The organism is Romboutsia faecis, from assembly GCF_014323405.1.
Classification (GTDB): Bacteria; Bacillota; Clostridia; order Peptostreptococcales; family Peptostreptococcaceae; genus Romboutsia_E; species Romboutsia_E faecis.
This window is the reverse complement of sequence record NZ_JACRWE010000001.1, coordinates 296,691-310,459: the sequence shown is the minus strand read 5'-3', so window position 1 is coordinate 310,459 and position 13,769 is coordinate 296,691. Positions and strand designations below refer to the sequence as shown.

The window sequence follows — 13,769 nt, the reverse complement described above, 5'->3', positions numbered from 1 at the left end:
AAATAAAGAGGTGTAAAGTATGAATATATTAATTACAAATGACGATGGTATAAACGCAGAAGGTATACTAGCGCTGGCAAAAGCGATGAAGGAAATAGCAAATGTATATGTGGTTGCTCCAGATAGTCAAAGAAGTGCAACAGGTCATGCTATAACAGTTCATAATCCTATAATGCTAAAAGATGCATTTATAGATGACGATATAAAAGCTTATGCTATTTCTGGAACACCTGCAGATTGTGTTAAGGTAGGTATAGAAGCGTTATTTTCAAAAGTTGATTTTGACTTAGTATTAAGTGGTATAAATAACGGTCCTAATTTAGGAACAGATGTAATATACTCAGGTACAGTATCAGCAGCAATAGAGGGGCTTGTCCAAAATAAACCAGCAATTGCAGTTTCTTATGATGAATTTAATGTATCAAGAGAGACTTATGAAGAAGCATCTAAGTATGTAGTAAATATAGTGAAAAATTTAAAAGATAAGTTAGATATGTTAGATGATTGTATCTTAAATGTGAATATACCAAATACTGAAATAAAAGGTTTTAAAATAACTACTTTAGGAGATAGAAAATATGAAAATGTTTTAGAAGAAAGAGTAAGCCCTTATGGATATAGATATTTTTGGATAGGTGGTCAAGTAAAAGAATTAGATCAAGACGAAAGTAGCGATATAACTGCAGTAGAAAATGGATATATATCTTTAACACCTGTTAATATTGATATGACGAATGTGAAAAAGATTGAATCTTTAAACAACATAAAGTTCTTATAAAAGCTGTAGACATTAAAAATATTGTAAAAATGGAATAAGTAAAATGATATATGTATATAAAATAAGAGACATTTAATTTAAACGGAACAAATTAATTTAAAAGAGGTGGAAATTATGAATAGCACTCTTATTTTATATGAAAGTAAATATGGTACTACTCAAAAGGTTGCTCATATACTTTCATTGATTTTAGGACCTTCTAAATTATGTAATATAGAAGAAAATGTGCCAGATATAAATATATATAAAAATGTTGTGATAGCTTTTCCATTATATGAAGAAAAATCTGGTAATAATATAATTGAATTTTTTAAGGAACATAGCTATGATTTTTCTAAAAAAAGAGTATGTATAGTAAGTGTAGGATTATCTAAAGCAGATGGAATAAAATATGGATTAAGGTTAAAAGATATAATAAAGAAAGATGATATATATTATTACTTTATAAAGGGACAATTAGAAATAAATAAGTTAGATGATGAGGACAAAATAAGTCTAGAAGTTTTTTGTAATAAAGTAAAAATACCGTTTATAAATATGGGTAGATTTGAATATAAAAATGTTATAAATGCAGGTGTGAAAATCAAGGAATATTTAGATAGACCGAAGAATGAAGCTCCAATAGAGGTTATAAAAAATGAAATTGAGAGATTTATAAAAGAAAATAATACTTGTTCAATTGCAACTGGTTATGAGGATTTTCTTAGATCCACACCAATAGAATATAAGTATTTCCAAGGAAATATTTATATTATAAGCGAAGGCGGATTAAAATTTGTAGGTATATTACAAAATAAAAATATATCTGTAAGTATATATGAAAATTATACTGACATGAATAGCTTAAATGGGTTACAGATATCTGGAGAAGTTGAACTTTTAGATGAGCATAGTAGTGAATATGAGAAAGTTATCAAACTAAAAAGGTTAGAATTTGGAAAATTTAATAAATTACCTATTTCTATTAATATTTTAAAGATTAAGCCAAGTAAATTTGAATTTTTATCTTCAAAATTTGAGGAAATGGGATATGATGTTAAACAAAATCTTATAAATGCTTAACTTATATTCTTGACTAATAATTTTGTAATGTTTAAACTAATGTATATAAATTAATAATTAATTAGAAAGAAGGACAAGAATGGAAGAAATATATAGACTAATAGAAGAAAAAATAGCTAATTCTGGATACACAGGAATAATAAATGGAGAAGAAATATACGATGAAATATGTGATGAAATAGAAGATAAGGAAAATGGAAGCTACATATTTATGTCTAAAAAAGAAGATGATGTTCTTTTTGAATATAAAATAGATGTTATGGATGAGCAATTTAACTTATCATATGTTGATATTAACTCACCAAAAGGAAAATTTCATATAGACTTTGATGCTGAGTAAGATAAGCGAGAAGGCTGTTTAAAAAGGATTGTGATTTTATTACCATGAGTGATATAATATTCTTTAGTTTAAGAATATAAATTATTTATGAATTATCATAATGTTGATTATAAGTTATATTTTTAGCCGTCTAGCATCAAAAGTATTTGCTTCAGTAGTAGAAGCATATGGAAAGCAAACAGGTGAAAGTAGTGTATTAGGCACGTTTGGAAATTTATTCAAAAAATAGATAATGATAAAACTTTAGATAAATAAAAGAGTATCAAATAATTTTTGATACTCTTTTATTTATCTAAAGTTTTTAATTGTTCCATATGGTTCTACAATATTCATGGTATCGCAATCGGACATAAATCTTACTGTAACTAAGGAATTTAGTAAACATTTATTTTCTCTAAAAAAGTATCTATCTCCATAAATTATAGTGCGGATATAATTTGGCAATAATTGTTTATACAAAGCATATCTAGCCATTACGAGTAGATTATTACCACCACCAAGATTTACATACATTTTAAGTCTACAAACACCATTTCCTATAATATCCCATTTTCCATGAACCTCATTTTTAAGTAAAGGATTTATATCATCATTAAAAAAATCATTGGCTACAGTTAAAAAGTATTCACAAGTTACTGGAGAATAATAAATAGTATATTTTCTATTACAAATAGGGTTATTTGGCATCATAGGAGGTAGTATATTAGTTATTACCTTTTTACTACTAAATTCAAATCTAGGATCAAATTGCATAAAATTCCTCCTTATTTTTATATAAATTCATATATTGTATAATATAGAAATAAATTAAAAATTGTTACATAAGTATGTCATAAATAAAAATATTAGTGTACAAAATAAAAATGATGAAACGTGTAAAAATATGGTAAAATATAAATTAATAAAATAAATTTGAACGGTGGTTAAGATGACTTTTAATAATTATTTTAAAAAAAGAAAGTAAGAGATAATAAAAGAACCTTTTTAAATAAATTGAGTTTAAATAATAAAATGTTTCTTTACTTTATTATACAAATTATAGCAGTGATCCTTATTGTAATCGTTTTTTCTCAACGAATGATTACAGAAAATATTGTTAAGTTAGAGAAAAATAAGGTTAATCAGAATATATCACGAATAGTTAATACTCTAGATAAAGAGCTAGAGTATATAAAAAAAACATGTAAAGATTATTCTAATTGGAATAAAACTTATGAATATATAAATTTGAAAGAGCAGAATAAAGATCAAGAATATACTAAAGAGTTTGAAAAAGAAAACTTTGATACTGTAAATATGAGCAATTTAGAATTAAATGCAATAATGATATTAGATAATAATGGTAAGATTTTATTTGAATCCTTTTACGATAAAGAGTATTTAAATAATTATAATATTCCTGATAATATACGAAATACCATATTGAAAAATGATGTTTTAGACAGTGTTACAAACATAAAAGCAAAGAATGGAATCTTAACTACTGATAAAGGATTATACTTTGTATCAATGTACCCAATACTTAGAAATAATTCTCTAGGTAATAAGGCTGGGGTAATGGTTATGGCTAAAGAAGTAAAACAAGAAATTCTAGAAGAAACAGTACCAAAGTTTAGTATATTTGAAGCTGATATAAATATAGATTTATTAGATTCATCTATAGTAAATACAAAGAATCTAGGTGAAGTTAAAACTAATATAATTTTACATCTAGCTTATACACCTAGTTTAGATGCTAGTGCATATATAAAAGATTTTACTGATAGTAAATTAATAATTACAAAATTAAATTCAGATGAAGGATTAATAGAAAATATAAAAATAACGAGGAATTTATTTCTGGGAATACTGGTATTATACATTACTATAATAATGTCCACATGGAAGTTTTTAAATAATAGCTTTATGTCAAAAATAGAAGCAATACATAAATCTATCACAAAATTAAAAAAAGGCCATTTTAATGAAAAGTATAAAGAATTGGATACTCATGATGAGCTTGAAATAGTAGAAACACAAATTGATACATTAGTAAATGAATTAAACAATCATTATGAAGAAATTATAATAAAATCAAATACTGATGAGCTGACAGGCTTATATAATAGAGTTGGATTTAATAAAGAATTAGAAAAATTCAAAAATGAATTTGGCGAAAAATATTCTAAGGCAGCATTATTATTTTTAGATATAGATAAATTTAAGAATATTAATGATATATATAGCCATAAAGTAGGAGATTTAATATTAATTGAATTTGCACATAGAGTTTTTAAGAATGCAATTCCAAATACTATAGTAGCAAGAACTTCAGGAGATGAGTTTGTTATCCTTGTAAAGGAATACAAAGATAAAGATGAAATAAGAAATTTTGCGGCAAAGCTAGTTAAATTAATGAGAGAACCGTTTGAGTTGGGTGGATATAGCATTAAAACCACTGTTTCTATAGGTGTAGCATTTTATTCAGATGGAAATTGTAATATTAATAATATGATGATACAAGGCGACTTAGCTATGTATAATGTAAAGAAAAATGGAAGAAATAATTTTATAGAATATACTTCAGATATGAAGAAGTTGATTACAGGAATATCTATAACAGAAGGAATAAAATATAAAGAGTTATACATGGTATATCAGCCACAAATAAATCCCACGAATGGAAATATAGAGGGTATGGAATCTTTAGTACGATGGAAAAGTAAATTATTAGGGTTTGTACCACCAAATGAATTTATAAATATTGCTGAAGAAACTGGAGCTATTCATGAATTAGGTGAATTTATAATAGAGGAAGTCTTTAAGCAAATGGAAATCTGGGAAAAAAAACAATTTAATATTCCAAAGGTAAGTATAAATATTTCACCTATACAGCTAATGAATAAGAATTTTTGTAATTATGTTAAAGAAATGCTTAATAAATATAATATATCTACTAATAAGATAGTTTTTGAAATAACAGAAAACTTTGCAATAGAAAATCAAAAACAAATAAGTGATAACTTAAATATTATAAATAAAGCTGGAATTGATATATATTTAGATGATTTTGGAAAAGGGTATAGTGCTTTAAGTTATTTAGAAAAGTTGCCTATTAGAGGGGTAAAAATAGATAAAAAATTTGTAGATTATATTTGTCAAAATGATAAGATAATAAAAATGATATTTACTTTAGCTCAGTCTTTAAATTTAAAAGTGGTAGCAGAGGGTGTGGAGAATGAAGGTCAAAAAGAAATAATTCAACAAATGGGAGAATGTGTAATACAAGGATATTTATATAGTAAACCGTTATCAGTAAAAGAATTGGAAGATAAATATCTATAAATAAGTTAAATTATTAAAAATAATAGACTGTATCAAATAAAAAATATAGTATAATACATATTAAGGGGTGAACTTGTATAAGAGTTCACCTCTTTTAAATATTAAGTATCATAAATTTAATATTATTCTAAGCTTCAAGTTGATTATTATATAAGATATATAATAATATTGTACCTCATAAAATATATTGATTTATATAGAGGATAATCTATAAATAAGCAGTAAATATATTATATTCTTAATAATAGTAGATAGAATAAATATTTAAGGGGGGCTTATGAGCAATATTATTAAATTTATAATATCAATGACAATATGGGGTAGCTTAGGAGTATTTGTAAAAAGTATTCGCTTAGAATCCTTTGAGTTAGCTTTTTTAAGGGCTATTATAGCCTGCATTTTTCTAGGAACAATATCTACATTTAATTATTATAAAGAAAAGAAAGATGAAAAAATAATAGAAGTGGAGAATAAAAAAATTATAAAAGCTTGTTATTTCTGATAATATCAGGGATATGTATAAGTTTTAATTGGGCATTTTTATTTGAATCATATAAATACACTACAGTATCAAATGCTATTTTAAGTTATTATTTTGCTCCAGTAATTGTTGTTTTTTTATCACCTGTAATATTGAAAGAAAAACTCACATTAAAAACAGCTATTTCAGTGTTAGCAGCATTATGTGGATTATTTATTATTTTAAATAATCAATTAGGTCATTCATCTGAGAACTTTAATCATATAAGAGGAATTACTATGGGATTAATAGCAGCATGTTTTTATGCATCTATAGTGATGTTAAACAGATATATACAAGATTTTAATGATTACAAAAGAACATTTATACAACTATTTACAGCATCTGTTGTATTACTTCCATTTATAATCTATAGAGATATGTTAGTAATAACTGAAATTAAGATATTCGGTTTAATTATACTTTTAGGTATTGTTCATACTGGACTTGCATATTGTTTATACTTTTCAGCAATTAAAAATTTAAAGGTTAAAACAACAGCGCTACTTAGCTATATAGATCCTATATCTTCTATAGTTTTCAGTGTGATATTTTTAAGTGAGTCTCTTTCTATATATCAAGTTATAGGAGGGAGTATAATATTAATATCGGCATTTTTAGGACAAGAAAAACAAAAGCAAGAAGCTATGGTTGAAAGTTAGTATAAATATACGAAGGAGGAGAGTACATGGCAAGAAAATATAACTTGATATTATCTCAAAATAAAACTTTATATACAAGTAGACTCAAGCTTAGACAATTTAATATGGAAGATAGAAAAGATGTATTTGAATTTGCAAGCGATGAAGAAACTACCAAATATGTAACTTGGGAAACTCATAAAACGATGGACCAATCAGCAAATATAATTTTAAACTACTACAGTAGAGGCGGAATATATGCAATAGAATTAAGGGAAAGTAAAAAATGTATAGGTTGTGTAGATATAAGTATAGATGAAGAAAACGATAAGCTAACTTTTGGATATATATTAAATAGAAATTATTGGAACAAAGGATATATGACCGAAGTTTTAAATGAAATTTTAAAATTCTCCTTTGAAGTATTAAAAATAAATAGAGTAGAAGCTGAGCATTATGTAGTAAACGGAGCATCTGGAAGAGTAATGCAAAAGTGTAAAATGAAACATGAAGGACGAGGAATTCAAGAGGTAAAAGTAAAGGGAAAATACTACGATGTAGATCACTATGCAATATTGAAATCAGATTGGCTAGAAATAAATCAAAATGAATTTGATAAAATAATACCTAACTCGGATTAATAAGATAGAGAAGTATTTTTTAGTAAAGTTAAATAACCCAAGTGCTAAGGATATAAAACAAAAACTCCAGTCCATGCAGCAAAGTAGCGCTACATGGACTGGAGTTTTCAGTCTTTATCCAAAAAGTACCGAGACATATATTAATTAGTCTTTAAGCGGTATCTTATAATCTAGTATCCCAAGAAGAGCAGAAGGCATCTACTGAGCTTACTCCTTTAAATTCAGATTTACCCATTATTTTTTCTATAACTAAATCTAATGTTGCATCATTATCAGTATATGCATTTATATAAGTTGGTACCATAGGTACATCTATTAAGTGGAATGGATTGAATACAGATACACAAACTGTTGGTAATTCTGTTACATACCATGGAATATCTGGACCCATTGGCATAGCCCAAGATATACGTCTTACATTGCTTTGAGAGAATCCGCCAACGTTAACGAATAACATAACTGCATCAAAGCTATCAACGAACTCTTTTATAGGAGTCATAGCTAATAACTGCTTCCCATTTAATCCTGCAGCAGGATCGAATAAAGTAACTTCAAATCCTTGAGCTTCTAATTTAGCTTTAACTCTATCTTTTAAAGCAGCTTTATCGACTTTATTAGGAGCAAATCCTGAGTTATCTACAGTATAAAGCATTATTCTCTTATGAGTCTCTGGAGTTATTGGTAATTGGTTTTTAGTATTTTTAACTAAAGTTATAGCCTTATCAGCTATGTCCTTAGCAACTTCTTTATGTTCGTCGCATCCTATAACTGAAAGTCCTTCTTCCTTAGGAACTAAAGTGCCATTAGCTTTTTTAGTGTGTAACTTTAGCATTGCCTTGAATGCTAGTACACGAGTAACAGCCTCATTTAATCTTTCTTCAGTTAATACACCATTAGCAAGACCTTCTTTTATAGCTTCAACATCTTCATCTTTATCTCTGTAGTAAAGTATCATGTCACATCCAGCAGCTATAGTGTAAGGCATTACTTCAGCTCTTCTCATAGCAGAAGTTAAACCAACCATATGAGTTGCATCAGTTATAACTAAACCGTTGAATCCTAACTCATCTCTTAGTAAGTCTTGTAATAATTCTGGTGCTATTGTAGCAGGCATTATTTCATTATCTTTTATTCCTGGTCTTAATTTTCTAGACATTTCAGGAAGTCTTATATGTCCTATCATTACAGACTCAACACCAGCATCTATCATACCTCTATATACTTTACCGAAGTTTTCTTCCCATTCTTCACAAGTCATATCATTGTTTGCAGTTACTATATGTTGATCTCTTTCATCAAGTCCATCTCCTGGGAAGTGTTTCATACAGCTAGCAAGACCAGCATCTTTAGCACCTCTTAAGTATTCCTTAGACATTTCAAGGACTTGCTCTGCTTCACTTGAGAAACATCTACTAGAAACAACAGAACTTCTCCAGTTTTTATTTATATCAACTATTGGAGCGAAAGTCCAGTTACATCCGATAGCAGCAGCTTCCTTACATCCATAGTATCCTAATTTATAAGCGTTTTCCTTATCTTGAGTAGCGCCTATAGTTACATGATGTCCTATGTGAGTACCCCCACCAACACCACCATCCCCACCAGCTTCTATGTTAGCAGCTATTAGAGCAGGTACTTTACTGTTTTCTTGTATTACTTTATTTTGCTTGTAAAGGTCAGCAGCAGGCATGTTGTTGTATCTAAATCCACCCATACCATATTTTGCTATTCTTTCTTTTACCTCGTCTTCAGTGTTATTCCACAACATATCTACGAAAACTTGACCTATTTTTTCATCTAAAGTTAAATTAGCTAAAGTTTCTTCTACCCATTTTATATCTTCATCAGATAAGTTAAATGGTTTAGCTTTTAAATCTATTTTTTGCTTTAATTCTAACATGTTATTCCTCCCCAAATATATATAATTATATTTAAATAAATATTTAACAACCTTGATTTAAATTGATTATAACAAAGGGATAACCTTTACAGTTATAATAAATATTGCTATAATTTGTACAAATGGTGCATTTTTTATTAATGGGGGGAATATATGAAAAAAAATGAAGTATTATTTTGGGTGCAAACTGTATCTATATCATTAGATGTTTCTGTATCATATATTTCAGAAAAAAGTAAATTTATAAAAATATATAGTGAGAATCCTTTTTATAGCCTTTTATTTTCAAAGGATCATGATGATATTTTAAATAGATATTTAAATTTAGTGCAAGAAAAAATAATATACTATGCAAACACTCCGATTAAGACTTGTTATCTAAATATTTGTTTAAATAAAGAATCTGAAGAATATTTAGTAATAGGTCCTTATTTAAATGAGTCTATAAATGAAAGTCAAATAAATGAATTACAATCTAATTTAGATATAGATGAAACTATATTAATAGAATTAAAAAAATATTATTCGACTATGCCAATTGTAAGGATGGATAGATTATGGGCCTTATGTAATTTATTTTTAGAAAAATATTTTGATATCAGAGGACCTTTTTCAGTTGTTGGTATTAAGGAAGAGCAGATAATGTCTAACAAGTATAAATTAGATGAAAGCTTAGATAAAAATGTATCTATAAAGATGATAGAAGAAAGATATCAAATGGAAAATGAGCTTATGGATGCAGTATCAAAGGGAGATTTTCCTTCTGCATTTATGGCTCATGAGAAGATAATGTCTAATTTAGGTTCATATCATAGTTTTAATGATAGTATTAACAGTGGTATAAAAGGAATTACAATATTAAATGTTATACTTCGAAAAGCTGCTGAAGCCGGTGGGGTACATCCTCTATATTTAAATGACTTATCTTCAAAATATTCTATGCTTAGTTTATCTAAAAATATGGATAATAAGATATCTGTGAAAATGATTAAAGATTATTGTTCTTTAGTGAAATACCATTCTTTAGAAGGAGCAAATCCTTTGATTAAAAGAGCGGTAAGTTATATAAATTTAAATTTAGATTCTGATTTAACGGTTACGAATATAGCAAATCATCTTTGTATTACTCCAAATTACCTTTCACGATTATTTAGAAAGGAAAATGGAATTTCTGTTATAGTTTATATTAATCAGAAGAGAATTGATGAATCTATAAGATTAATGAAAAAAACTGATATGCAAATTCAAACTATTGCAGAAAAAGTAGGTATAAATGATTTAAGCTATTTCAGTAAATTATTTAAAAGGCAAGTAGGTAAATCACCTACACAATATAGAAGAGATCTTGGAAAGTAATATAAAATATTAATAAAATAAAATGAGTATAGAATGATAAGATTATTAATCTATACTCATTTTATTTTATTTACTTAGTTTTTTTTCTGTCCTTAATAAATAAAGATAAAATAAACCCTATTAAAGCTATTATTGCAGTACCGATAAATAAATTAGCATAGCCCTTATTTAGGGTAAGTTGATAAGTACTTTCAATAACTGATTTTGATTGTTCTAAAGCATTCATATATTGAGTTTTCATTTGAATAAAATTAACATTGGGGTTATTAACATATGCATTTTGTAATTCAATCAACATAGAATTTGATAAATCCCTTACAGTTGAATAAATAGTTGTCACATCTGCTTTTTGAAATTTACTTATAATTTCAGTAGGAAGAGTTTTTCCAAATGTTATAGGATTACCTATACTCGTTATTTTAGGTAAAACTTCATTAATAGCCCTAGGCAATTCTTCACCAGCTTGAGATACAAAGTTAACAAGTAAATTAGGTGAAATTGCTACACCAATAGACCTAAATAGTGAAGCAGTAGATTGACCTATAGATATTTCATTTGGTTTTACTAAACTCATCATAAGATAATTTATAGGAGTACCCATAGTAAATCCCATTCCAACTCCCATAAGTATAATGCCTATAACTAAATTAGATAAGCTAGGATAATTGGAAGTAACAAATGATTGGTACAAGCTACCCAATATTGTAAAAGAAAAACCAAATAAAAGGAGTATCTTAACACTATATTTATCAATAAACTTACCGCCAATTGGAGCAGATATTCCAGTAAATAAAGCAAAGACGGTAACTATATATCCACCAGTACCACTCTTTAGTCTAAGGACGTTTTCTCCAAACTGAGGTAAAAATACTGTCCCCATAAGACCACAGCCAGCTAAGAAACTTAAAGTTAACGTAATTACTATTTGTGAATTAGTGAAAAATTTTAAGTCTAGTATAGGATCTTTAGCATTTTTTTCAATAGCGATAAATAGTGGTAAGGCCACTAAAGCACTAACTAAAAAAGGCCATACATGTGCTGACTTAATTGAAGTCAAGAAGTTATGAAATTGTAAGTTAGTAAGAGCATACATTAAGGTTGCAATTAAAACACTTAAAACTCCAGCTCCTAAGATATCCATTTTTTTAGGTTTAGACTTGTTTTTATTTTCTTCAAGTCTAAAGGCAAGAAGAAGTATAATTAAACTTACAGGAACATTTAATAAAAATAAATATCCCCAATTATTATTTCCAGCTAGTGAAAGAATAGCAGTACCTAAAGTAGGGCCAATAACAGTTGCTATTCCGTATATAGAGCCCACAAAGCCAAGTGCTGTTCCTCTTTTTTCTAGGGGGAATGATGCACCTATATATGCTGTTGCAATTGGCATAATTCCACCACCACCTAAAGCTTGTATAAGTCTAGATACTAATAAAAAATTATAATTATTAAGTACATCAGATACCCAACATAATAAGGAACCTATAGTAAATATTATTATACATATGATATAAATTTTCTTTCTTCCAAGCCTATCAGCTAATTTGCCAGTAATAGGCATTGATACAGCATAAGTGAGAGTATAAATCGTAACCATCCAGATACTTGCTGATTCTGAAATGTTTAAGCTACTTGCAATAACACCTCTTGCAGGAGAGATTATTCCAGAATCTAAAGCACCCATAAATATGCCTAATAAAAATACTGTCATAGCTAAAGTAGTATTGTTTCTTTTTATTGATTTATTCATAGTATCACTCCATTTTAATTACCACGGCTTAGCCCAAGAGGCTCCGTAGTATTCATCTCTCCAATAAAGGTCTGTACTTACTTTAAACTCTCCGTTAGAGAAGAATATATTTATAACCTCTATTTTGTTACATAAATCTTTATTTAAAATTACATTATAATCATCTGAGGTAAAAACTTTATCATTTTCAGTAGGCTCATCCAGAGCTACATAAAATATAGGACCATATCATGAACTAATTCTTTGGATATAAACTCTAAAGTTTTTTTCTTTTAGATTATAATTATCAAACATTAGATTAAGATTGCTTTTTGCTGGTTTTGTAATATTTATAATCATAGTAGTATGAATCTCCTTTCTTATTGTCTTGTAGATATTTTTACCTTAATATAGAAAATAATTCAAGAATGATTTTAGTAGGTATGCGAAATAGAAAAGGTTGAAAATATTTATGAGTTATATCCAGAAATATTTTCAACCTTTTCTATTTTGAATGTTATATAGTTATTCAAGCGTAGAATTAGAATGTACTGTGGATTTAAAGGAGTAAGAACAATGAGGACAAATCATTTCTACATCCATAGCTTCATAGGTTCCGAATGAACCTGAATTTTTATAAGAGTTTGATATACTTATATTTCCTATATTTTTATCTGAGAACACCATTGAAGTATTATTTGTGATAGATTTATTTTCAGGAATATTAAAAGTTATATAGCTACCACAATGTGGACAGTTAAGTTGGTATGGGTGATCGTTGTTCATAATGAAAACCTCCTTTTTTAGTATACTTTCTATATTAGTAAGATAATACCTTCTGTATGATAATAGGATATGCAAAAAATATAGATATATATTTATATTGTTGAACAATTATCTTAAAAATCTATGAGTATGATAATAAGTTCTTCTAAAAGCTAATTGTTTTAAAATTTGAATCAAAGATATAGATATAAAAGTTATAGCCATAAATTCAGAATCTATATCTAAGGAATAAGGTACATACGATATTAAAAGTAGATAACATAAGAAAATAAAAATGGTAAAGTTTAATTCAAATAATATATTAACTAATTTACCAAGAAATCTTTGTTCAAACTTATATTTTGATTTAAACAATGCTTTAAAAGTTACATTTAAATTAAATAAAGTGTCTTTGAAACCTTTAAATATAACAATAGATAATATGACACTTGTAATATATGGAAGTTGAATAATGGTATATATAGTAAATGTAAGGATTGCAAATAATGCACAGATAAAAAGATTTTTAAATGCCTTAGCTAACATCAAAATAATAAGAATAATAAATATAATCGTAATAAGTTTATCCATTTAATTAAATTCTCCTATAGTATTATATATGTATATTTTAACCAAGTTAAAAAATGGCATACTTATTTTGAGATAAGTAAGTGTAGAGGTATTTATTAAACACCATACACTTAACTAATACC

General features: G+C 27.0%; 14 protein-coding genes. 9 read left to right on the top strand and 5 right to left on the bottom strand.

Annotated elements, in window-relative coordinates; all coding sequences use genetic code 11:
• Positions 1–19: 19 nt before the first annotated feature.
• The 4 genes from surE (at position 20) to H8923_RS17440 (ending at position 2,409) form a co-directional block, all read left to right on the top strand.
• Positions 20–778, top strand: a complete 759-nt coding sequence (gene surE, locus H8923_RS01470) for a 5'/3'-nucleotidase SurE (RefSeq protein ID WP_153971379.1) — start codon at positions 20–22, stop codon at positions 776–778.
• A gap of 114 nt (positions 779–892) precedes the next feature.
• Positions 893–1,840 carry a flavodoxin domain-containing protein gene (locus tag H8923_RS01465; RefSeq protein ID WP_153971380.1) on the top strand — a complete coding sequence of 316 codons (948 nt, stop codon included), beginning with the start codon at positions 893–895 and terminating at the stop codon, positions 1,838–1,840.
• A gap of 79 nt (positions 1,841–1,919) precedes the next feature.
• Positions 1,920–2,180: a hypothetical protein gene (locus H8923_RS01460; RefSeq protein WP_153971381.1), complete on the top strand. Its 261-nt coding sequence runs from the start codon at positions 1,920–1,922 to the stop codon at positions 2,178–2,180.
• Positions 2,181–2,280: 100 nt separating this feature from the next.
• Complete coding sequence (locus H8923_RS17440; RefSeq protein ID WP_263457692.1) at positions 2,281–2,409, top strand: hypothetical protein; 129 nt, start codon at positions 2,281–2,283, stop codon at positions 2,407–2,409.
• 59 nt (positions 2,410–2,468) lie between these two features.
• Here H8923_RS17440 and H8923_RS01455 read toward each other — a convergent pair whose 3' ends face one another.
• On the bottom strand, positions 2,469–2,933 hold the full coding sequence (locus tag H8923_RS01455; protein WP_153971382.1) for a staygreen family protein: 465 nt from the start codon (positions 2,931–2,933) through the stop codon (positions 2,469–2,471).
• Between the two features lie 324 nt (positions 2,934–3,257).
• Between H8923_RS01455 and H8923_RS01450 the strand changes: the two genes are divergently transcribed.
• From H8923_RS01450 to H8923_RS01435, 4 genes are all read left to right on the top strand, one after another.
• Complete coding sequence (locus H8923_RS01450) at positions 3,258–5,504, top strand: EAL domain-containing protein (protein ID WP_172976707.1); 2,247 nt, start codon at positions 3,258–3,260, stop codon at positions 5,502–5,504.
• 277 nt (positions 5,505–5,781) lie between these two features.
• Positions 5,782–6,006: an EamA family transporter gene (locus tag H8923_RS01445; RefSeq protein ID WP_153971384.1), complete on the top strand. Its 225-nt coding sequence runs from the start codon at positions 5,782–5,784 to the stop codon at positions 6,004–6,006.
• Positions 5,994–6,686 carry a DMT family transporter gene (locus H8923_RS01440; RefSeq protein WP_153971385.1) on the top strand — a complete coding sequence of 231 codons (693 nt, stop codon included), beginning with the start codon at positions 5,994–5,996 and terminating at the stop codon, positions 6,684–6,686. Before H8923_RS01445 ends, H8923_RS01440 begins: the two co-directional genes overlap by 13 nt.
• 26 nt (positions 6,687–6,712) lie before the next feature.
• Positions 6,713–7,306 (top strand): GNAT family N-acetyltransferase, encoded by a 594-nt coding sequence (locus H8923_RS01435; RefSeq protein WP_153971386.1) that lies wholly within the window; start codon positions 6,713–6,715, stop codon positions 7,304–7,306.
• A 163-nt stretch (positions 7,307–7,469) separates the two neighbouring features.
• Here the strand turns inward: H8923_RS01435 and H8923_RS01430 are convergent, their stop codons facing one another.
• Positions 7,470–9,206: a glycoside hydrolase family 3 protein gene (locus tag H8923_RS01430; protein WP_153971387.1), complete on the bottom strand. Its 1,737-nt coding sequence runs from the start codon at positions 9,204–9,206 to the stop codon at positions 7,470–7,472.
• Between the two features lie 153 nt (positions 9,207–9,359).
• On the opposite strand from H8923_RS01430, the gene H8923_RS01425 reads away from it, so the two are divergent.
• Positions 9,360–10,562: a helix-turn-helix domain-containing protein gene (locus tag H8923_RS01425; protein ID WP_153971388.1), complete on the top strand. Its 1,203-nt coding sequence runs from the start codon at positions 9,360–9,362 to the stop codon at positions 10,560–10,562.
• A gap of 70 nt (positions 10,563–10,632) precedes the next feature.
• Here H8923_RS01425 and H8923_RS01420 read toward each other — a convergent pair whose 3' ends face one another.
• The 3 genes from H8923_RS01420 to H8923_RS01410 all read right to left on the bottom strand — a co-directional run bounded on the left by H8923_RS01420 (position 10,633) and on the right by H8923_RS01410 (position 13,647).
• Positions 10,633–12,312, bottom strand: a complete 1,680-nt coding sequence (locus H8923_RS01420; RefSeq protein WP_153971389.1) for an MFS transporter — start codon at positions 12,310–12,312, stop codon at positions 10,633–10,635.
• A gap of 504 nt (positions 12,313–12,816) precedes the next feature.
• Positions 12,817–13,077 carry a hypothetical protein gene (locus tag H8923_RS01415; RefSeq protein ID WP_153971390.1) on the bottom strand — a complete coding sequence of 87 codons (261 nt, stop codon included), beginning with the start codon at positions 13,075–13,077 and terminating at the stop codon, positions 12,817–12,819.
• A gap of 108 nt (positions 13,078–13,185) precedes the next feature.
• Positions 13,186–13,647, bottom strand: coding sequence for a hypothetical protein (locus H8923_RS01410; protein WP_153971391.1), 462 nt, complete (start codon positions 13,645–13,647; stop codon positions 13,186–13,188).
• Positions 13,648–13,769 lie beyond the last annotated feature (122 nt).